Annotated in this window: 18 protein-coding genes; 16 read left to right on the top strand and 2 right to left on the bottom strand. The window is 46.2% G+C overall.

Annotated features, from left to right (window positions below; genetic code table 11):
• Nucleotides 1–8: 8 nt before the first annotated feature.
• The 11 genes from urtC to ureG all read left to right on the top strand — a co-directional run bounded on the left by urtC (nt 9) and on the right by ureG (nt 8,858).
• On the top strand, nt 9–1,190 hold the full coding sequence (gene urtC, locus AB6D93_RS14335) for an urea ABC transporter permease subunit UrtC (protein ID WP_102333721.1): 1,182 nt from the start codon (nt 9–11) through the stop codon (nt 1,188–1,190).
• Nucleotides 1,187–2,029: an urea ABC transporter ATP-binding protein UrtD gene (gene urtD, locus AB6D93_RS14330; RefSeq protein WP_102333722.1), complete on the top strand. Its 843-nt coding sequence runs from the start codon at nt 1,187–1,189 to the stop codon at nt 2,027–2,029. Before urtC ends, urtD begins: the two co-directional genes overlap by 4 nt.
• 1 nt (nt 2,030) lies before the next feature.
• Nucleotides 2,031–2,726 carry an urea ABC transporter ATP-binding subunit UrtE gene (urtE, locus tag AB6D93_RS14325; RefSeq protein WP_017062505.1) on the top strand — a complete coding sequence of 232 codons (696 nt, stop codon included), beginning with the start codon at nt 2,031–2,033 and terminating at the stop codon, nt 2,724–2,726.
• A complete protein-coding gene (locus tag AB6D93_RS14320) occupies nt 2,723–3,670 on the top strand; it encodes an urease accessory protein UreD (protein WP_017062825.1) in 948 nt (315 codons plus the stop codon). The genes urtE and AB6D93_RS14320 overlap by 4 nt, the downstream gene beginning before the upstream one ends.
• A gap of 133 nt (nt 3,671–3,803) precedes the next feature.
• Nucleotides 3,804–4,106 carry an urease subunit gamma gene (gene ureA, locus AB6D93_RS14315; RefSeq protein ID WP_004735119.1) on the top strand — a complete coding sequence of 101 codons (303 nt, stop codon included), beginning with the start codon at nt 3,804–3,806 and terminating at the stop codon, nt 4,104–4,106.
• 11 nt (nt 4,107–4,117) lie between these two features.
• Entirely contained in the window at nt 4,118–4,453 is a 336-nt protein-coding gene (locus tag AB6D93_RS14310; protein WP_102333723.1) for an urease subunit beta, read from the top strand.
• 39 nt (nt 4,454–4,492) lie between these two features.
• Nucleotides 4,493–6,196 carry an urease subunit alpha gene (gene ureC / locus AB6D93_RS14305; RefSeq protein WP_017084416.1) on the top strand — a complete coding sequence of 568 codons (1,704 nt, stop codon included), beginning with the start codon at nt 4,493–4,495 and terminating at the stop codon, nt 6,194–6,196.
• Between the two features lie 130 nt (nt 6,197–6,326).
• Nucleotides 6,327–6,779 (top strand): urease accessory protein UreE, encoded by a 453-nt coding sequence (gene ureE / locus AB6D93_RS14300; protein WP_017062501.1) that lies wholly within the window; start codon nt 6,327–6,329, stop codon nt 6,777–6,779.
• 74 nt (nt 6,780–6,853) lie between these two features.
• The gene (locus AB6D93_RS14295; RefSeq protein WP_017079882.1) at nt 6,854–7,450 is read left to right on the top strand and encodes a HupE/UreJ family protein; all 597 of its coding nucleotides are present in this window, start codon (nt 6,854–6,856) and stop codon (nt 7,448–7,450) included.
• Between the two features lie 42 nt (nt 7,451–7,492).
• The gene (locus AB6D93_RS14290) at nt 7,493–8,173 is read left to right on the top strand and encodes an urease accessory protein UreF (protein WP_065584651.1); all 681 of its coding nucleotides are present in this window, start codon (nt 7,493–7,495) and stop codon (nt 8,171–8,173) included.
• A 46-nt stretch (nt 8,174–8,219) separates the two neighbouring features.
• Entirely contained in the window at nt 8,220–8,858 is a 639-nt protein-coding gene (ureG, locus tag AB6D93_RS14285) for an urease accessory protein UreG (protein ID WP_017062498.1), read from the top strand.
• A 93-nt stretch (nt 8,859–8,951) separates the two neighbouring features.
• Here ureG and xseA read toward each other — a convergent pair whose 3' ends face one another.
• A complete protein-coding gene (xseA, locus tag AB6D93_RS14280; RefSeq protein WP_065584650.1) occupies nt 8,952–10,298 on the bottom strand; it encodes an exodeoxyribonuclease VII large subunit in 1,347 nt (448 codons plus the stop codon).
• 244 nt (nt 10,299–10,542) lie between these two features.
• Here xseA and guaB point away from each other — a divergent pair, with 244 nt between their 5' ends.
• The 5 genes from guaB to AB6D93_RS14255 all read left to right on the top strand — a co-directional run bounded on the left by guaB (nt 10,543) and on the right by AB6D93_RS14255 (nt 18,880).
• Nucleotides 10,543–12,006, top strand: coding sequence for an IMP dehydrogenase (gene guaB / locus AB6D93_RS14275; protein WP_102333724.1), 1,464 nt, complete (start codon nt 10,543–10,545; stop codon nt 12,004–12,006).
• A gap of 365 nt (nt 12,007–12,371) precedes the next feature.
• Nucleotides 12,372–13,925, top strand: a complete 1,554-nt coding sequence (gene guaA / locus AB6D93_RS14270; RefSeq protein WP_017066418.1) for a glutamine-hydrolyzing GMP synthase — start codon at nt 12,372–12,374, stop codon at nt 13,923–13,925.
• A 324-nt stretch (nt 13,926–14,249) separates the two neighbouring features.
• Complete coding sequence (locus AB6D93_RS14265; protein ID WP_102333725.1) at nt 14,250–15,962, top strand: chitinase; 1,713 nt, start codon at nt 14,250–14,252, stop codon at nt 15,960–15,962.
• Between the two features lie 274 nt (nt 15,963–16,236).
• Nucleotides 16,237–17,787, top strand: a complete 1,551-nt coding sequence (locus AB6D93_RS14260; protein ID WP_102333726.1) for a Na+/H+ antiporter NhaC family protein — start codon at nt 16,237–16,239, stop codon at nt 17,785–17,787.
• Between the two features lie 499 nt (nt 17,788–18,286).
• Entirely contained in the window at nt 18,287–18,880 is a 594-nt protein-coding gene (locus tag AB6D93_RS14255) for an acetate uptake transporter (RefSeq protein WP_010440610.1), read from the top strand.
• A 146-nt stretch (nt 18,881–19,026) separates the two neighbouring features.
• Here AB6D93_RS14255 and AB6D93_RS14250 read toward each other — a convergent pair whose 3' ends face one another.
• Complete coding sequence (locus AB6D93_RS14250; protein ID WP_102333727.1) at nt 19,027–20,574, bottom strand: sodium:alanine symporter family protein; 1,548 nt, start codon at nt 20,572–20,574, stop codon at nt 19,027–19,029.
• Nucleotides 20,575–20,788 lie beyond the last annotated feature (214 nt).

The following is a 20,788-nucleotide window of genomic DNA, read 5'->3' as shown; positions in this document are numbered from 1 at the left end:
ACAACATCATGCAGTCAAAATCATTTGTACTTTCGGCAATGCGTGGTGACAAAGGTGGCCAACTGACCATCCTTGCCATTCTAGCGGCCGTTATTCTTATCCCACTGGCTAACACCATATTACCAAGTGGGCACCCGCTCCATGTCGAGACTTTTACTATCTCGCTGATGGGCAAATATCTGAGCTACGCAATGTTGGCGTTGGCGCTCGATCTGGTGTGGGGCTATCTCGGAATCTTGAGCCTTGGCCACGGTGCTTTCTTTGCGCTTGGTGGCTATGCGATGGGCATGTACTTAATGCGCCAGATTGGTGACCGTGGGGTATATGGTGACCCAATCCTACCTGACTTCATGGTGTTTCTTGATTGGTCGGCGTTGCCATGGTTCTGGCAGGGCTTTGATCAGTTCTGGTTCGCCTGCCTAATGGTGGTGTTGGTACCGGGCGCATTGGCTTATTTGTTCGGTTATCTGGCTTTCCGTTCTCGAGTGTCAGGGGTGTATCTTTCTATCATGACTCAAGCGTTAACTTACGCATTGATGCTGGCGTTTTTCCGCAACGAAATGGGCTTTGGTGGTAACAATGGATTGACGGACTTTAAAGACATCATCGGTCTGAGCTTGCAAAGTGATGCAGTCAAGATAGGTCTGTTTGTTGCGACTGGTATTGCGCTAATCCTCAGCTACATCGCGTGTCGCATGGTGGTGACCAGTCGATTAGGGCGAGTGGCTTTAGCGATTCGTGATACTGAATCTCGCACTCGATTCATGGGTTACGACGTCGATGGTATCAAGCTGTGGGTCTTCGTTCTGTCTGCGGTTATCGCGGGTATTGCTGGTGCTTTATATGTGCCTCAAGTCGGTATCATCAACCCGGGAGAGTTTGCTCCGCTTAACTCGATTGAGATAGTGGTTTGGGTTGCCTTGGGCGGTCGTGCCACTCTGTTTGGTGCCATCGTTGGTGCCCTGATCATCAACTACGCCAAGAGTTGGTTTACGGTTGAATTCCCAGAGGTGTGGTTATTCGCCCTAGGTGGTCTATTTGTACTTTCAACCATGTACTTCCCACAAGGTGTGATTGGCTTTGTTAGCGAGAAATGGCAACAACTGCGTAAGGCGTCAGGTTCACGAGGCAAGGGAAAAGGAAAATCAGATAAGGATGATCAGTCAGAAAACAAGGAGGTGATCGTATGACCACATTTAGTAACGTTAAGGAATCGGTTCAGGCGTTCACTCGTCGAGACGAAGTCTTTGATTACCTCAAACCCGATATTCATCCTGCCATCGATACTCGACATAACGTGCTGTTGTATGTCGAAGGCGTCAACAAAAGCTTCGATGGTTTCCAAGCGATAAACGACCTCAACCTCTACATCAAAGAGGGAGAGCTACGCTGTATCATAGGTCCTAATGGCGCAGGTAAAACCACCATGATGGACATTATCACAGGTAAAACTAAGCCAGACACCGGCGAGGTGTGGTTGGGTTCGAACATCAACTTATTGAAGATGAACGAAGCCGAAATCGCCAATGCAGGCGTTGGGCGTAAATTCCAAAAACCGACCGTGATTGAGTGTTTAACTGTGTGGCAGAACCTTGAATTAGCCATGGCCGGTGACCGCTCAGTGTGGGCGACGTTCACCGCTGTGATGTCTGGTGAACAGAAAGACAAATTGACCTCGGTACTTGAGCTGATTCATTTAAAAGACGAAGCGGCGAATTTGGCAGGTAACCTGTCTCACGGACAAAAGCAGTGGTTAGAGATCGGCATGCTATTGATGCAAAACCCTAAGCTGTTGCTGGTGGATGAACCCGTGGCAGGTATGACTCACCAAGAAATGGATCGCACCTCTGAGTTACTTAACTCACTGGCAGGTAAGCACTCGGTTGTGGTCGTTGAACACGATATGGATTTCGTTCGTTCTATCGCCAGCCATGTCACCGTGCTTCATCAAGGTCATGTGTTGGCTGAAGGCACCATGGATCAAGTGCAGGCTCACCCTGAAGTTAAACAAGTTTATCTCGGAGAATAGGATGCTAGAGGTTAAATCAGTTAATCAATATTACGGTGAGAGCCACACGCTCTGGGATTTGGATATGCAGATCCCAGAAGGTAAATGCACGGTGCTAATGGGGCGAAATGGTGTCGGTAAAACCACCTTACTGCAATGCATTATGGGGTTGGTGAAGGTTGAAAGCGGTGACATCTCCTTATCGGGTGAGTCACTTTTGAAAACCGATGCCGAGGACCGTCCACGCCAAGGGATCGGCTATGTACCGCAAGGTCGCCAGATCTTCCCAATGCTCACTGTTCAAGAAAATCTAGAGGTCGGTTTACCGATTCGTAAAAAGGGTGACCGCAAGATCCCTGAATTCATCTTCGATATTTTCCCAGTGTTAAAAGAGATGCTACATCGTCGCGGTGGTGATTTATCGGGTGGCCAGCAGCAACAGCTAGCGATTGGGCGTGCGCTGGTGGTTAATCCAAAGCTATTGATCTTGGATGAGCCGACGGAGGGTATTCAACCCAATATTGTGCAAGAGATTGGCGACATCATTCGCATGCTCAACGAGAAAATGGGGCTCACGGTTCTGTTGGTTGAACAGAAGCTGCCGTTTGCAAGAAAGGTCGGTGACCGTTTTTGCATTATCGACCGTGGACGCCAAGTGGCAGAAGGTGAAATGACAGGGCTCGATGAGTCCTTGATAAAGGAGTACCTAACCGTATGAATTCTCTCTTTTCTCCGAATGAAGTAAGCAAGGCTTCTTTAGTAGAAGCTTTATCTTTGAATGAGACCATCGAACAAGATATTCGTGATGGTTGGCAAGCGAGTTTAAACCTCACTTTTGTCGACCGCAGTGATAAAACCGTATTAAAGAATCGTCAGCAGTCTGGTCCGCTTGCGGTGCAACGCCCCCTGTATCCTGATGGGGAAACGTGTCACACCTATTTACTCCATCCCCCCGGCGGAGTGGTAGGTGGTGACACTCTCAATATTGAAGCGACCATCGAAAGCGGTGCGCATGCGTTGATCACCACACCCGGTGCGACCAAGTTTTATCGCTCAAACAACAAGTACGCCAAGCAGAAGCAGACCCTACGAGTGAAGAAAGATGCACGCTTGGAATGGATGCCGCAAGAGAACATCTTTTTCCCCAATGCACACGTTCGTTTAGATACTGAAATTCGCCTAGAAAAGGGTGCACAGTTTTGGGGTTGGGAGATGCACTGTTTTGGACGCCCTGCACAGAATGAGGGATTCGAGCATGGTCATCTCGTTGGGAAAACAGAAATCTATCTTGATAATCAAAGGCTTCTGACTGAAGGCTTTAATTTTCATGGTGGCGATAAGTTAATGATAAATATGGGGTTACTTGATTATTCAATGATGGGAACCTTTTATATCACCTCAAATGAGAAGCAAGATCTAGAGTTGGTACAGAGCTTGCTCATATCTATTACACAGCAAGCTTCACAGCAATCAGTTACATCAAAAACGTCGAGTGAACCCACATTAATATTGGGTGCTACTCAGATAGAAGGATTGATTGTGGTGCGAGCCTTGGGTAATTGGAGTGAAGATATCCTCCAAGCCTTTGGTCAGATTTGGCAAGCAACTCGCTCTCATTTATGTGGTACGACTCCTGATTTACCAAGGATTTGGGCGACTTAGCGATTAGCCCTTTTTGTACCTAGGGTGACTTCCGACCCTAGGTACATTTTTTCAAGCTTGCTGTGATTGAATCCCACTTACTGCTCATGCGTTTTTGAGCAATAAGAAAACAACACTAACAGCGGGCGGCTAAATGGAATTAACACCAAGAGAAAAAGATAAGCTACTTATCTTCTGCGCAGGAATGCTGGCACAGCAGCGCAAACAAAAAGGCTTAAAGCTCAACTACCCAGAATCTATCGCACTGATCAGCAGTGCCATTCTCGAAGGTGCCCGCGAGGGTAAAACCGTTTCAGAATTAATGGATTTTGGACGCACACTTCTTACTGTCGATGACGTTATGGAGGGGATCCCTTCCATGATCCCTGATGTACAAGTCGAAGCCACTTTTCCTGATGGCACCAAGCTGGTGACCGTTCATGAACCTATCGTGTAGGGAGAAGTAATATGGCTGGTTCCACAAAACAATACTCAGGATTCGTTCCCGGAAAAGTAGAAACCGCACCGGGTGACATCACTCTCAATGAAGGCCGACACACAACGTCCGTTAAGGTGCAAAACATTGGCGATCGTCCTGTCCAAATTGGCTCTCATTACCACTTCTATGAAGCAAACCCTTCGCTGATCTTTAACCGAGAAGTCACTAAAGGCTTTCGACTCAATATTCCTGCGGGTACTGCAACCCGCTTTGAGCCGGGTCAGTCGCGTAGCGTCGAGTTAGTGCGTTACGCCGGTAAGTTAGAGATCTATGGCTTCCAAGGAAAGGTGATGGGCAAGCTCTAAGCGCTCCCACGGAATAATGAAAATAACAAAGGATTGAACATGGCGACGATATCCAGACAGGCTTATGCCGAAATGTTTGGGCCAACAGTCGGTGACCGAGTGCGTCTTGCTGACACTGATTTATGGCTAGAAGTTGAAAAAGATTACACCGTATACGGCGACGAAGTGAAATTCGGCGGCGGCAAAGTTATCCGTGATGGACAAGGGCAAAGCCAACGTCCAAGTGCCGAAACTCCAGATTTGGTGATCACTAACGCGATTGTGTTGGATTACTGGGGCATCGTAAAAGCCGATGTCGCAGTCAAAGATGGTCGAGTTCAGGCATTGGGCAAAGCGGGCAACCCAGATGTTCAACCGGGCGTTGATATTGTGATTGGCCCGGGCACGGAAATTTTAGCAGGCGAAGGTTCAATCTTGACTGCTGGTGGTATTGATTCACACATTCATTTTATTTGCCCACAACAGATTGAAGAAGCACTGGCGTCAGGTGTGACAACCATGATCGGCGGTGGCACTGGGCCAAACACAGGTACTAACGCGACCACATGCACACCGGGGCCTTGGAACATGCACCGCATGCTAGAGTCACTCGATCAATTCCCGATGAACTTTGGTTTGTTAGGCAAAGGCAATGCCAGTCAGCCAGAAGCACTACGTGAGCAAGTAGCGGCAGGCGCGGTGGGTTTGAAGTTACACGAAGACTGGGGAACCACTCCCGCTTCAATCGATACCTGTTTGAGTGTGGCTGACGAGATGGACGTACAAGTTGCGATTCATACCGACACTCTGAATGAATCTGGTTTTGTTGAATCGACACTTGGCGCAATCGGCGACCGCGTGATTCATACCTATCACACCGAAGGTGCGGGCGGTGGTCATGCTCCCGATATTATTCGTGCTGCAGGTGAGCCGAACGTTTTGCCTTCCTCAACCAATCCAACACGCCCTTACACCATCAATACCGTCGATGAGCACTTAGACATGTTGATGGTCTGTCATCACTTGTCACCATCGATTGCTGAAGATGTCGCGTTCGCAGAGTCACGTATCCGCCGTGAAACCATTGCCGCAGAAGACATTCTTCATGACTTAGGTGCCTTTTCGATGATCGCTTCGGACTCACAAGCAATGGGACGTGTAGGCGAGGTGATCACTCGAACTTGGCAAACTGCGCACAAGATGAAAGTTCAGCGCGGCAGCCTAAAAGAAGATTCAGACTACAGCGATAACTTCCGATTAAGACGCTATGTCGCTAAGTACACCATCAACCCAGCGATCACTCATGGTATGTCTCATGAAATCGGTTCTATCGAAGCAGGGAAATTAGCAGACTTAGTGTTGTGGAAGCCCGCTTTCTTTGGTGTGAAACCTAGTGTGATTTTGAAAGGCGGCATGATCGCCATGGCGCCGATGGGTGACCCAAATGCTTCAATCCCAACACCTCAGCCAGTCCATTACCGTTCAATGTTTGGTAGCTACGGCAAGGCATGTCAAAACACATCAATGTTGTTTGTTTCTAAGGAAGCCAAGGCGCAGAACATTGATAAGCAATTGGGTTTGCAGAGCTTGATTGGTGTTGTGAGCAACTGCCGAAATATCAGCAAAGCCGACATGAAGCTCAACGATTGGATGCCAAAAATTGAGGTCGACTCTCAGACGTATCAAGTACGCGCCGATGGTGAATTGCTAACTTGTGAGCCTGCTGAAGAACTACCAATGGCACAACGGTATTTTCTATTTTAAGAGCTCGGCTGAAGGCTTTTATTTTAGCGCTGAGCTGAAGGCTCTTGTTCTAGCTCTTAGCTAAGGGCTTTTAGGCTGAAGGCTCCTAATTTAAACGTTATAAATCTCACAAGGAGATTGAGGTAATAGCATGATTGAACTGACTCAACTGAATACTCAAATACAAAATGCACCGGACGGCTACTTAAGCCTGCCGATCGATAGCCGCATTAAGAGCCGTCTTAAGGTGATGCTCGATGACGGGCGCAATGCCGGACTGTTTCTACCACGAGGTCATATCTTGCGTGGTGGCGAACAACTCTCAAGTAAATGCGGTTTAGTCGTAGAAGTGAAAGCGGCACCAGAAACCGTTTCGACTGTTTACTGTGAAGACTTGCTCCTGTTAACGCGAGTGGCGTATCACCTTGGTAACCGTCATGTTCCGCTGCAAGTGGAAGCGGGTTGGGTTCGTTATCAACACGACCATGTTTTAGATGAAATGGTTGAAGGCTTAGGCGCGAAAGTGACCACTGAGAAACAACCGTTTGAACCAGAAGGCGGTGCTTATGGCGGTCGCTCTGGTGGACATCATCACCATCATTAATCGAGTCATTGATGACTCACTAAACGATTTATATAACAACAAATATTAATAACTATAAACGCAAGGAACTCGCGATGAACTTTAAAACAGCTGCAGGCTTATGCACTTTCACAATAGCTTCTCTAACAACATCAACGATGGCTTTCGCTCACCCAGGACATGGGGCGCATTCAGTTCATGAGTCTCACTCGTTTATGTCTGGCTTAACTCACCCTGTGACTGGCATGGATCATCTGATCATGCTGATCGCTTTCGGTTTATTAATTGGCGCACTGTCATTTTCCACCAAGACAAAAGCAGCTCTGATTGGCGGTGGATTGGTGTCTTTAGTGGTAGGGCTTATCGCAGGCCAAGCCCTAGGTTTCTCTGTGATTGTTGAGCCTGCCATTATCGCTTCTCTGTTTGTCGTCAGCTTATGTTTATGGCATGTATTCTCACCATCAACCAAGCGTGTAAACAGCGTATTAGTTGCTTCGATTGCTATGTTGTTTTTCCATGGTTACGCACACGGCGTTGAAGCCGCGAGCAACCTGACTCAGTTCGCAACAGGCATGAGTATCAGTGCTTTGGCTCTGATGGTTATCGGTACTTTTGTTGGTCGCGCGGTTTACTCTAAATGGTTGTCAGTCGGCGTGGCTTCAGCAAGCGCACTATTGCTGTTAGGCGCGTAGGCTCTCGAACTTATTTGATTCTGGAAGACTGAGGGCACGATTATGACCACAACAGAAAATGTAGCCGTCTATCGTCTGTTTCAATTGATCAGTCCATCGTTGCCGATTGGTGGGTTCACTTATTCGCAAGGCTTAGAGTTAGCGGTTGAAGCGGGGTGGGTGACCGATCGCAACAGCATGGAACAGTGGCTTAATACCATCGTCAGTTCCAGTGTCGCAACTTTGGAATTACCTATCTTAGAGCGTCTTTATCACGCGCTAGAAAAGGGTGAAATCGATGAGATTGAGCATTGGTGTAACTACTTATACTCAAGCCGTGAAACCAGTGAATTGCGAGCGGAAGAAAAGCAGCGTGGGCATGCATTGAACACCTTGTTGAAGCGCTTGGATATCGATATTTCGCTGGTGGATTCTGTTGATAGTCATCCAAACCAATTGTTGGGCATGTGTATGGCGGCTCAGCATTGGGGTATTGATTTAGAGAGCCTCAAGCAGGGTTATTTATGGAGTTGGCTTGAAAACATCGTTACCGCAGGGGTCAAGTTAGTGCCTTTAGGTCAAACCGATGGTCAGTTGGCATTGATTAATATCACCAACACCTTTCCTGAGGTGATCGAAAAGGCCCGCACGATAGAAGATTGGATGATAGGCAGCTTTTCGCCTTCGATGGCATTAGCGAGTTCATTGCACGAAACACAATACACACGACTATTTCGTTCGTAGCGGTTAGCGCGAACGATGTAGCAAAAAGAATATAAGGAAGTAGACAATGGAAAGTTATAAGCAACCACTTCGAATTGGTATTGGCGGCCCGGTAGGGTCTGGTAAAACAGCGCTATTAGAAGTGCTTTGTAAAGCGATTCGCGACAAGCTCAATATCGCAGTGGTAACCAACGACATCTACACTCAAGAAGATGCCAAGATACTTACGCGAGCAGAGGCTCTAGAACCAGATCGTATTATTGGTGTTGAAACGGGTGGCTGTCCGCACACGGCGATCCGTGAAGATGCGTCGATGAACTTAGCTGCGGTAGAAGAGCTTGCCAAGCTGCATAAGAACCTCGATGTGGTATTCGTCGAAAGTGGCGGTGATAACTTGAGTGCGACGTTCAGCCCTGAATTAGCCGATCTTACCATCTACGTGATTGATGTAGCGGAAGGGGAGAAGATCCCACGTAAAGGCGGACCGGGTATTACGCGTTCTGATCTGCTGGTTATCAATAAGATCGATTTAGCACCATATGTGGGTGCGTCACTTGAGGTGATGGAGCAAGACACACAACGCATGCGTCCAACCAAGCCATACGTGTTCACCAACCTCAAAGAGAGCCAAGGGCTAGACTTCATCATCAACTTTATTGTGACTGAAGGGATGCTAACCATGAAGGAGCCTTCTACTACTGAGTAGGGTTGGAATAGGTTAGTTTTTTGAAAGCGTTAGATACTAAAAAGCCCTGTCGATTATCGATAGGGCTTTCTGGTTTGAAACGTTAGGTCGAACTTAAAGCTCGCTCTTAGTCACTCTTGTGGTCACTTGCGACTCAATCACACCGTCTTCAACTTGAGTGGTGATCACTTCACCGACTTCGACATCGTTAATCGATGATACCGTCTTGCTCGATTCTGAATGAGTAATGCTGTAGCCACGCTTTAGGGTTGCCAGTGGACTAACGGTCTCTAACTTCTCTGCAGCCATAGCGAGCTGGTGGCGAGTGGTTAGTAATGTCTTGTCCATTGCATCCAATAGCTTTTGCTCTGAACGTTGCAGATGCAGTTTCTGTTCGCCAAGGCGTTTCACTGGCGAGTTCAATTGAAGCTGGTGCTGTTTACGTTCAACACGCTGTGCATGCTGTTTTAGGTATTGAGTCATACCACGACGCAAACGCATATCTAGGTCATCAAGCTGCTGACTCTGCTTTTGAAGTTGGTAGCTAGGGTGTTGCTTCTCTAAGCGGTATTTCAACGTTTGAGTTGATTGCGCCTGTTTGATTAACACATGACGAATCGCACTGACTAAGCGAGCACGTTTAGACGCGAAAGCTTGTTCTTTATGACTGTTATCACGGCTAACCAATTCTGCGGCAGCTGATGGCGTTGGGGCACGCATATCGGCAACGAAATCAGCGATAGTGACATCCACTTCGTGGCCAACGGCGCTGATAATCGGGATTTGGCTTGCTGCGATTGTGCGAGCTACGATCTCGTTATTGAAGCACCATAGGTCTTCCAGTGAGCCGCCACCACGGCCGACGATTAACACATCACATTCATTGCGTTCGTTAGCGCGTCCAATCGCTTGGGCAATCTGAATCGCCGCCTCTTCGCCTTGAACCATGGTCGGGTAAACCACAACCGGTAGCGAAGGATCGCGCCTTTTTAGTACATCAAGAATATCAAACAGCGCTGCACCGGTTTTAGATGTGATAACGCCAACACGTTTTGGGTGTTCAGGAAGAGCTTGCTTACTTGATTGAGCAAACAGTCCTTCTGCGGCAAGGTTCATCTTCAGCTTTTCAAATTCTTGCTGAAGTTTACCGTCACCCTCTGGCTGCATGCTTTCGATGATCAGTTGGTAGTCACCGCGTGGCTCGTAAAGAGATAGGCGAGCTTTGACTAAAACTTGATTGCCGTTCTGAGGCTTAAAGGTCACACGGCGGTTATTGCCACGAAACATGGCGCATTTAACTTGAGCGCGAGAGTCTTTTAGCGTGAGGTACCAGTGACCAGAGACAGGTGCAGAGAAGTTTGAGATTTCACCAACGAGCCAGACTATTCCCATTTCGTTTTCTAATAGGAGACGAACCTCTGAGTTGAGGCGAGAAACAGTAAAGATGTTTGGATTAGTCATAGAAGCACTATCTTTCCTTGAAGGAAGGTCTTTCTTGGAATCTCACAGGGCGTGAGTATGGAAGATAGCGGCAATATAATACATAGCAAGGGGGTAAATGCAAATTAAAAATACAAAAATGTGTAGCCAAGCGATTTCGCCGTGCGTATAATCCGTCTGCAATATCAAATCCAAATCACTTTATTATGCGAAACGATAAAGTTGGGTTTACTCCTTTTAACACCTTTGTTGTGAGATATTGCAAATGCTACGAATCGCAAAAGAAGCTTTAACTTTTGATGACGTTTTACTCGTCCCAGCACACTCAACCGTTCTTCCGAACACAGCTGATCTTCGCACTCAGTTAACGAAAAACATTTCTTTAAACATCCCAATGATCTCTGCATCGATGGATACTGTTACGGAAGCACGCCTAGCAATTGCCCTTGCGCAAGAAGGTGGTATTGGCTTTATTCATAAGAATATGTCAATCGAGCAGCAAGCTGAAATGGTTCGCCAGGTTAAAATTTACGAAGCTGGTGTGGTTTCTCACCCAGTAACTGTAAGCCCTGACGCGACAATCGCTGATGTTGTAGCCCTTACTAAAAAACACGGCTTCGCCGGTTTCCCTGTTGTTACTGAAACAAACGAATTGGTTGGTATCATTACTGGCCGTGACGTTCGCTTTGTTACTGACCTTTCTAAGAAAGTTGATGTAGTAATGACGCCTAAAGCTCGCCTTGCTTCTGTTAAAGAAGGTGCAACTCGTGAAGAAGTTCAAGAGAAAATGCACGAAGCGCGTGTTGAAAAAGTTCTTGTTGTAAATGATGACTTCCAACTGACTGGAATGATCACTGCAAAAGATTTCCACAAAGCAGAACGTAAACCAAACGCATGTAAAGATGAGCGCGGCAGCCTACGTGTAGGTGCAGCTGTTGGTGCTGGTGCTGGTAACGAAGAGCGTGTTGCTGCTCTAGTTGAAGCTGGCGTAGACGTTCTACTTATCGACTCTTCACACGGTCACTCTGAAGGCGTACTTAACCGTATCCGCGAAACTCGCGCTGCATACCCTGATCTACAAATCATCGGTGGTAACGTAGCAACTGGTGCTGGCGCACGTGCTCTTATCGAAGCGGGTGTTAGTGCAGTTAAAGTTGGTATCGGCCCAGGTTCAATCTGTACGACTCGTATCGTTACTGGTGTTGGTGTTCCTCAAGTAACAGCAATCGCAGACGCAGCGGAAGTTGCAAACGAATACGGTATTCCAGTAATCGCAGATGGCGGTATCCGCTTCTCTGGCGATATCTGTAAAGCTATCGTTGCTGGCGCATCTTGTGTGATGGTTGGTTCAATGTTCGCTGGTACTGAAGAAGCACCGGGTGAAGTTATCCTTTACAACGGTCGTTCTTACAAGTCTTACCGTGGTATGGGTTCTCTTGGCGCTATGTCTCAAGGCTCTTCTGACCGTTACTTCCAATCTGACAACGCTGCAGACAAGCTTGTTCCAGAAGGTATTGAAGGTCGTATCGCATACAAAGGTCGTCTAAAAGAGATCGTTCACCAACAGATGGGCGGTCTACGCTCAAGCATGGGCCTAACGGGTTCTGCAACTGTTGAAGACATGCGTACTAAAGCTGAGTTTGTTCGTATCTCTGGTGCGGGCATGAAAGAATCTCACGTACACGATGTTCAAATCACGAAAGAAGCACCTAACTACCGTTTAGGTTAATAATACGTCCAAACGTTTGAATAATGTGCTGATTTAGTCGGCACATTAATATACCAATCGTAGTAAATAACTGGTCATCCTAGCTTGTTAAAAACCTCGATAACTTCGTTAGAATTTTTGATTGTAGAATAACTACTTATCAGAAAATCCTGCCTCGTTCTCAGGCTTTTTTCCTACGCTATTCCTGAACACTTACTTACTGTGATTGGTATTATATCTACCGCCTGTTTTGTTAAAAGTCCGATTTTCTCAAAACACGTGGTTAAAGATATCTAACGAAAACGTTTGCTTTATTTCTTGAAGAGTTAATCAGAGGTGAGTAAACTCGCCTCCGTTTTATCACATAGCCAATAAGACTGCTTACAATGACTAAAAATATTCATGACCAACGTATTCTAATTCTGGACTTCGGTTCTCAATACACACAGCTAGTAGCTCGTCGTATTCGTGAGATCGGTGTTTACTGTGAACTTTGGAGCTGGGACGTAGAAGAAGCGGATATTCGTGAATTCAATCCAGACGGTATCATCCTATCTGGTGGCCCTGAAAGTGTAACGGAAGAGAACTCTCCACGTGCACCTCAGTACGTATTTGATTCAGGTGTTCCTGTATTCGGTATCTGCTACGGCATGCAAACTATGGCTGAGCAACTTGGCGGTAAAGTAGCAACGTCTACTGAACGCGAGTTCGGCTACGCTGCTGTACAAGTAACTGGTGAATCTGCACTTTTCGCTGACCTTGAGTCTACTCAAGATGTTTGGATGAGCCACGGCGACAAAGTAGTTGAGATTCCAGCTGATTTCACAAAGATCGCTGAAACAGACACTTGCCCATACGCTGCAATGGCAAACGAAGAGAAGAAGTACTTCGGTGTTCAATTCCACCCAGAAGTAACACACACTAAAAACGGCCTGAAAATGCTTGAGAACTTCGTTCTTAACGTATGTGGTTGTGAAGGTCTGTGGACTTCAGCTTCAATCATTGAAGATGCAGTTGCACGTATTAAAGAACAAGTAGGTGACGACGAAGTTATCCTTGGTCTTTCTGGTGGTGTTGATTCATCTGTAGTTGCGATGCTTGCTCACCGCGCTATCGGCGACAAACTAACATGTGTATTTGTTGATAACGGCCTTCTTCGTTTAAACGAAGGTGAGCAGGTTATGGAGATGTTCGGCAACAAGTTTGGCCTAAACATCATCAAAGTAGATGCTGAGCAACGTTTCCTTGATGCTCTTGAAGGCGAAGCTGAACCAGAAGCTAAGCGTAAGATCATTGGTCACGTATTCGTAGATATCTTCGATGAAGAGTCTAAGAAACTGAAGAATGCTAAATGGCTTGCTCAGGGTACTATCTACCCAGACGTAATCGAGTCTGCTGCATCTAAGACAGGTAAAGCACACGTAATCAAATCTCACCACAACGTTGGTGGTCTTCCTGATGATATGGAAATGGGCCTTGTTGAGCCTCTACGTGAGCTGTTTAAAGATGAAGTACGTAAGATCGGTCTAGAGCTTGGTCTTCCATACAACATGCTTTACCGCCACCCATTCCCGGGTCCAGGTCTAGGTGTTCGTGTACTTGGCGAAGTGAAGAAAGAGTACTGTGATCTACTGCGTCGCGCAGATGCGATCTTCATTGAAGAGCTTCACGCTGCTGACCTTTACCACAAAGTATCTCAAGCATTCACGGTATTCCTACCAGTACGTTCAGTTGGCGTAATGGGCGATGGCCGTAAGTACGATTGGGTTGTATCTCTACGTGCTGTAGAAACTATCGACTTCATGACTGCTCACTGGGCACACCTACCATACGACTTCCTAGGTAAGGTTTCTAACCGTATTATCAACGAAGTTAACGGCATTTCACGTGTTGTTTACGATATTTCTGGTAAGCCACCAGCAACTATCGAGTGGGAATAATCTCTTAGAGATTTAACCAGCTTTGATTAAGATCTTAAGCCTCGAACTCAGTTCGGGGCTTTTTTCTTTTCGATTGATTATATTGATTCATTACATTAAAGGCTTATGAGCAATACCTCGAAATCAAATGAACAATAACTAGAAACCAAATGAGTTGGAAACTAGATATCAGCTCAAGAAACCATGAGACGCTTTGTTGTGTTGAGCCATATATCAAAAAGATCACTCGCACTTTTTATAAATTCACACAGCTACAGCTAGGCCATTTCACATGTGAAGCATACTCTTTGATGGACTTATTAAGGACAGATAAGAGAATCCATCATGTTAAAAATCAAATATTTGGCGACAGTACTGGGCTGCACTTTAGCAGCGCAAAGTCATGCGTCTTTGAACATTCAACCTGATCCGCAAAACCCGAATGGTTACCTTGTTGAAAAGTCGGCTCTACAAGCTGCTGAACAAGCGAAAACATCCGATCCTATGTATGCGATCTGGTCACAGGCCCTTCAAACTCGCCCGAACACCATCGTTGAAGCGATTGAACCCGGTTCACCTTCGAATCCTGAAAACGTAAAGCGTGTAGAGCGCGTGTTCCCTCAATCTGAATGGGACTTCCTCACTCAAATGGCAGCGCCAGAATACACCTACACTCGCTTCTTACGTGCGATCGGTAAATTCCCAGCGTTCTGTGGAGAGTACACAGATGGCCGTGACTCAGACGCCATCTGTAAGAAATCCATCATCACGGCCTTTGCTCACTTTTCACAAGAGACGGGTGGGCACATCGCGATAGGCAACACCTCTGATAATCCATTAGCTCTAGAAGAGTGGCAGCAAGCGCTGGTGCATGTTCGCGAAATGGGTTGGTCTGAAGGCCAAGAAGGTTACACCACAGGTTGTGGTCAGAATGATTGGCAGAATGCCCGTTGGCCATGTGCTGCGGGGCAGGGTTACTTCGGACGTGGTGCTAAACAGCTTTCTTACCATTTTAATTACGGCGCGTTCTCTGAAGTGATGTTCGATGGCGATGCGACGGTGCTTCTCAACAATCCGGGCTTAGTGGCGGATTCTTGGTTGAACTTAGCGTCTGCTATCTGGTTCTTTTTAACACCACAAGCGCCTAAACCGGCAATGCTGCATGTAATTGACCGAACATGGACACCATCTCAACGTGAATTGGATGCGGGTATTGGCTATGGCTTTGGTACCACAATCAACGTGATCAATGGTGGTATTGAATGTGGCGAGCAGAACAAAGACAAAGGCCAACCCGTTAACCGTATTCGTTACTGGGAAGGGTTAGCCGCGCACTATGAAATTCCTGTAGAAGCCGATGAAGCCAATACATGTTGGCAGCAAACGCCTTACGGAAGCTTGAATCTCAACGGAGCAACGGATGTGTTGTACACCAACTGGGATGGTAACTGGAAATACTACGCAGACCGCCCAGAAGGGTATTCATTTGAGTGTGAGCTAGTGGGCTTTCAAACGGCTTATTCCGCACTGGTGGCTGGTGATTACGAGAAGTGTGTGACCAACTTCTATGGTTCTCATGCGAGTTGGCCTGAAGTGAAAGTGGTCGATAAGCTGGATCCGGTAGATCCTGGTACTGATCCGGGTGGTAATGGTTGGAGTGCGACCAAGGTTTACAACGCGGGTGACCAAGTGACGCATAACGGCGCAACCTATGAAGCGAAATGGTGGACACAAGGGGATGACCCTGCCAATGGTGGCCCTTGGAAACTAGTAGCGGGCGAGCCAACACCACCAGTTGTGACAGATCCAACGCCTGTTGATCCTGCCCCTGTCGATCCAGAACCAGTAGACCCTGCACCCGTTGAACCACCTGTGACAGAACCGCCAGTGGTTGTCGATCCATCTGAATTTATTACGTGGCAAGCGGGCGTTAGCCAAGTGAGTAATGGCGACAAAGTGACGCATAACGGCAAGTGCTTCGTGGCTAAAAACGGCCCGGGTGTATGGGAAAGCCCAGTTCAATCGAATTGGTTCTGGGATGAAATCAGCTGTAATTGATAGTCTGAATACTGAAGAGGTGGCCTAAGTTACGAGCTCAGTAGTACGACCATAGCGATATAAATAATCAAAAGCCGAAAGTTTCTACTTTCGGCTTTTTTCCGTTTCGAACTTGGCTATTTAAGCAGGGTGATTGGTCTATTTGGCTATGTTGAAGCGCATTTAAAGACTAATTATCCAGTTAGAGGATAAAGTTCTGTACAAATGATGCTTGTGAATTTATATTCAAATTTAATTTATATTTATTCTTTTATTTTAGGGTTAAGGTGTACCTATGGAACAGACAGATATCACGTCACTCATCCCCATTGTGATTACTTTGGTGTTGTCATTGGCGACAAGGAATGTGGTGATAGGCCTTTTTGCTGGTGTGCTGAGTGGTGTTGCAATGCTGACTGGCATGTTTAGCGAACTTAACCCGCTTGATACGTTTGGTACCATGGTGAAAGGTTACCTAGTCCCTCAACTTACCGACAGCTATAACGCTGGTGTGATCATGCTGTTGGTATTCATCGGTGGCTTTGTCGCATTGATGGAAAAGTCCGGTGGTGGCGTCGCGTTTGCAAAGCGAGTGACTCAGTGGGTAAGCAATAAATGCCAAGCTCAATTGTCAGCATGGTTGGGTGGAATCGTTATATTTTTCTCAGACTTAGGCACCCCTTTAATTGTTGGCCCTGTTTTTCGTCCCCTTTTCGATAAACTGAAACTTTCTAGACAGAAGCTAGCATTCATCATTGATTCAACCTCGTCGCCCGTTGCTATTCTTATCCCTTTCATTGGATGGGGTGTTTACATCATGAGCCTTATTCAGAAAGAGTTCACGGCGTTGAATGTCAACATGTCCGATTGGGATGCCTTCATCGGTGCGATTCCTTTTCAGTTCTACGCATTTCTTGCGATTTTCATCGTTCCGCTTGTGTCCGTTAAAGGTTTAGACTTTGGGCCAATGGCAAAAGCCGAGCGTGATTGCCAGGCGGGAATTAACTCTGGCGTGAATAACGAATCACTAAATCCGTTCTCGCATAAAAATGCAAAGGCATCTTTTGTCTGGGCACCATTGTTAGTGATGCTGGTGGTGTTGTGTGCCATGTTGGTTCCACAAGGCTTCCCGTTCCAAAAGGTCGCAGGTTCATCATTTAGAGCGGCGTTATCATCGGCTTATTTCTTTGCGGCGATTACCTTAATCTCGCTAATGGCTTACTACGGTGTAAGAAAGCTTTCAGATGGTGTTTCTGTGTACTTAAAAGGTATGGGAAACATGATGCCAGTCGCGATCATCTTGGTACTGGCTTGGGCATTAAGCACCGTTGGTAAAGAGTTGGGTGCAGCGGCTTATATTGCTGAGCAAGCGCAGAGCGGTTTCCCTTACTGGTTAGTTCCTGCTGTAGCCTTTTTACTGTCGGCTATTATCTCATTCGCAACGGGCTCATCGTGGGGAACCTTCGCGATAATGATGCCATTGGTTATTCCAACTGCGATTGCGATAGATGCTCCACTACTCGTCGCAATTGGTGCTGTGTTGTCTGGTGGCTTGTTTGGTGATCACTGCTCACCGATCTCTGAAACCACGATTCTTTCTTCAACCGGGGCAGGGTGTGATCAGTTTGAACACTTTAAGACGCAGCTACCTTACGCATTGATGAACGGCTCTATTGCTCTGATTAGTTTTGTAGTCGCAGGCTTTACGGGAAGTGCATTGGTTGTATTAGGTGCTCTTGTTGCTCAGTTGATTGTCGTGACGTTGTTAGCCAAGCGCGATGCGAGTAAAAACGCTTCTTCAGAAGTTCAATCTCAAGTGCCTGAATCTAAACCACAACAAGCGTAATTTAAGATTACAAATGAGAGACTAGATACGGGATGCGAGTAAACGAGTAACGAAAAGCTCGCTCTCTTGTTCTTCATTTCACTTACTCGCATCTAAGCAAACTTCCGTCATTCCCTACAGTGAGGAACGAACGTGATAGGGAATCTCTTTAGTGCGCCAAACGTGCTTATATCGAAGAGGAGATTCCAGATATCTCGTCCCTCGATTCTGGAATGACGCTTCAATCGAGACCTGCTCCTCTTATCCCGCTTACTCGAATCTAAAGACTCTTTTCGCATCTCGTTACTCGCATCTTTTTCATAGCGCGACAGGGAATTTGTTCATTTATAGGTTCTATGAATTAATTAGCGTTGTTATGAAACTAATTTTCCATAAGATCATTTACACAATCTTAGTTTTCGATAACTGGATTACCTAGTTGTACGGTTTATAGATTAAAATTTTCTGACAACTTTTATCGTTTTTTTTTAATCAACCACTTTAATAAGGTAAATTCGCAATGTCGACCAAACTAGCTAACCCAGCGCCACTAGGCTTAATGGGTTTCGGTATGACCACTATTCTTCTTAATATCCACAACGCAGGTTTCTTTCCAATCGATTCAATGATTCTTGCTATGGGTATTTTTTACGGTGGTTTGAGCCAAGTTATCGTGGGCACAATGTGTTTCAAACGTGGTGACACGTTCGGTACAACTGCGTTTACTTCTTACGGCCTATTCTGGTTGTCTTTGGTTGGTTTAATCGTGATGCCTTACATGGGCCTACCTGCAAGCCCTGCAGCATTCATGGGTTGGTACCTACTACTATGGGGCATCTTCACAGGCTTCATGTTCATCGGTTCTCTATGCTACCCAGTGGCGAAACAAGTAGTATTCGGTTCATTAACTATCTTGTTCTTCCTACTTGCAGCTCGTGATTTCACTGGCAGCGAACTAATCGGCACTATCGCTGGTTTTGAAGGTATCTTCTGTGGCGCTTCAGCTATTTACTTTGCAATGGCACAAGTAATCAACAACGAATACGGCCGCACAGTACTGCCTATCGGTGAGAAGAAAGCACCTCAAATGGCAACACAAGAAATCGCTGCTTAATACTCTAACTCGGGAACAGTTAGTTTGTTATAAGCCATTTATTGGTTATGAATAAAACAAAAGGGGTTAGCCGAAATGGCTAACCCCTTTTTTATGCGTTAATAATAGCGCTATTTTTTTAAAGCGACCTATTTGCTAAGGAAAGCTTAAGCTGAAGGTTGCTCTACAGGTTTAGTGTCTGCAGCTTCTGCTTCAGGAGACTTGCCTGTCTTACGCTTGTACTTCTCTTCCCAGTAAGTAGCACCTTTAATGCCTAGTTTTACAGGGTTGAACGTGTACTCAGTTACGCCTTGTTTCTGCTGTTCTTCGTAGTCAGCTAGAGCTTTAAGCGCAGGCTTAGACATGAAGAAGATGATCAGAATACCAACGATGTTTAACCATGCCATCAAGCCAACACCAACATCACCCATTGCCCATGCAAGGTTCGCTGTTTTAACTGTGCCATAGAAAACTGCAGTGATAAGAACAAGCTTAAGTACGAACATCATGCCAGGGACCTTGATGGTACGACGTAGGTAAGCAATATTCGTTTCTGCGATGTAGTAGTAAGCAAGAATCGTTGTAAATGCAAAGAAGAACAGAGCAAATGCGATGAATGGCTTACCAATGCCTGGTAGTGCACTTTCAATAGCAAGCTGTGTAAATACAGGACCATTCGCGCCAATGTTTGCTGCTAGGTTCTGAACAAGGAACACACCCTCAGCGCCGCCATGAACGTTGTAAGCACCAGTGATGATGATCATGAACGCTGTAGCAGAACATACTAGAAGAGTATCGATGTAGATAGAGAACGCTTGTACCAAACCTTGCTGAGCTGGGTGATCAACACTTGCAGCCGCTGCCGCGTGAGGACCAGTACCTTGACCCGCTTCGTTTGAGTAAACACCACGCTTAACACCCCAACCAATTGCAGCACCGAAGCCTGCCATAGGTGTGAATGCATCACCAACAATCATTGCGAAAACAGTTGGCACTTGGCTGATGTTTAGCAGGATGATAACGAACGCGATGATGATGTAAGCCAATGCCATGAAAGGAACAACGATCTGTGTGAAGTTCGCAATACGTTTAACACCACCAAAGATGATGAAAGCAAGAATGATAGCAACAACAGTACCGGTGAAAATTTTAGCGAAACTGAATGTACCGACAGCTGTTTCAATCATGTCACCTGAGCCAAATGCAGCTTCTACAGCATTACCGATACTGTTTGACTGAACACCTGGAAGCAAAATACCACATGCAAAAATAGTCGCGATAGCGAAGATCCATGCGTACCACTTCTGACCCATTGCTTTTTCAATGTAGTAAGCCGGACCACCACGGAACTGGCCTTCGTCTTCTTCTTTGTAGATTTGAGCTAGCGTAGATTCTGCGTAAGCAGTTGCGGCGCCAAAGAAGGCTACAACCCACATCCAGAATACGGCACCTGGGCCACCGAAACCGATAGCGGCAGCAACACCAGCAATGTTACCTGTACCGACACGGCCAGATAGCGAAACGGCTAGAGCTTGGAAAGACGAGATGCCTTTTGATGAGCTTTTACCCGATAGTAGCAAGCGCCACATTTCAAAGAAGTGACGGATTTGAACAAATCGAGTCATGATGGAGTAGAACAAACCTGCACCTAAACATAGGTAGATAAGTACTGGACTCCAGATTATTCCATTCAAAAAATCAACGAATGACTGCATGAGTATTTTCCCTGTTAGTTTTGCTTATGATTGTTTTTCGAACAACACAATACTTCACTTGTAACCCGAGTGTTAAATTATTTAACTGCCTATTAGGATTACTGTGACATAAAGCATGTTACAGGGGGTGTTTGTTAACGATTAGTGCTAATTTGATAATCGTTCCATTAAAATTGATATGCAATTAGTTGTTTTTAGTGTCGGTTTGTAAAGT

It is taken from the genome of Vibrio sp. 10N.247.310.23 (genome assembly GCF_041467155.1).
GTDB classification, from domain to species: domain Bacteria; phylum Pseudomonadota; class Gammaproteobacteria; order Enterobacterales; family Vibrionaceae; genus Vibrio; species Vibrio crassostreae_C.
The sequence above is the reverse complement of the archived record's forward strand: the minus strand, read 5'-3'. Positions and strand labels throughout refer to the sequence as shown.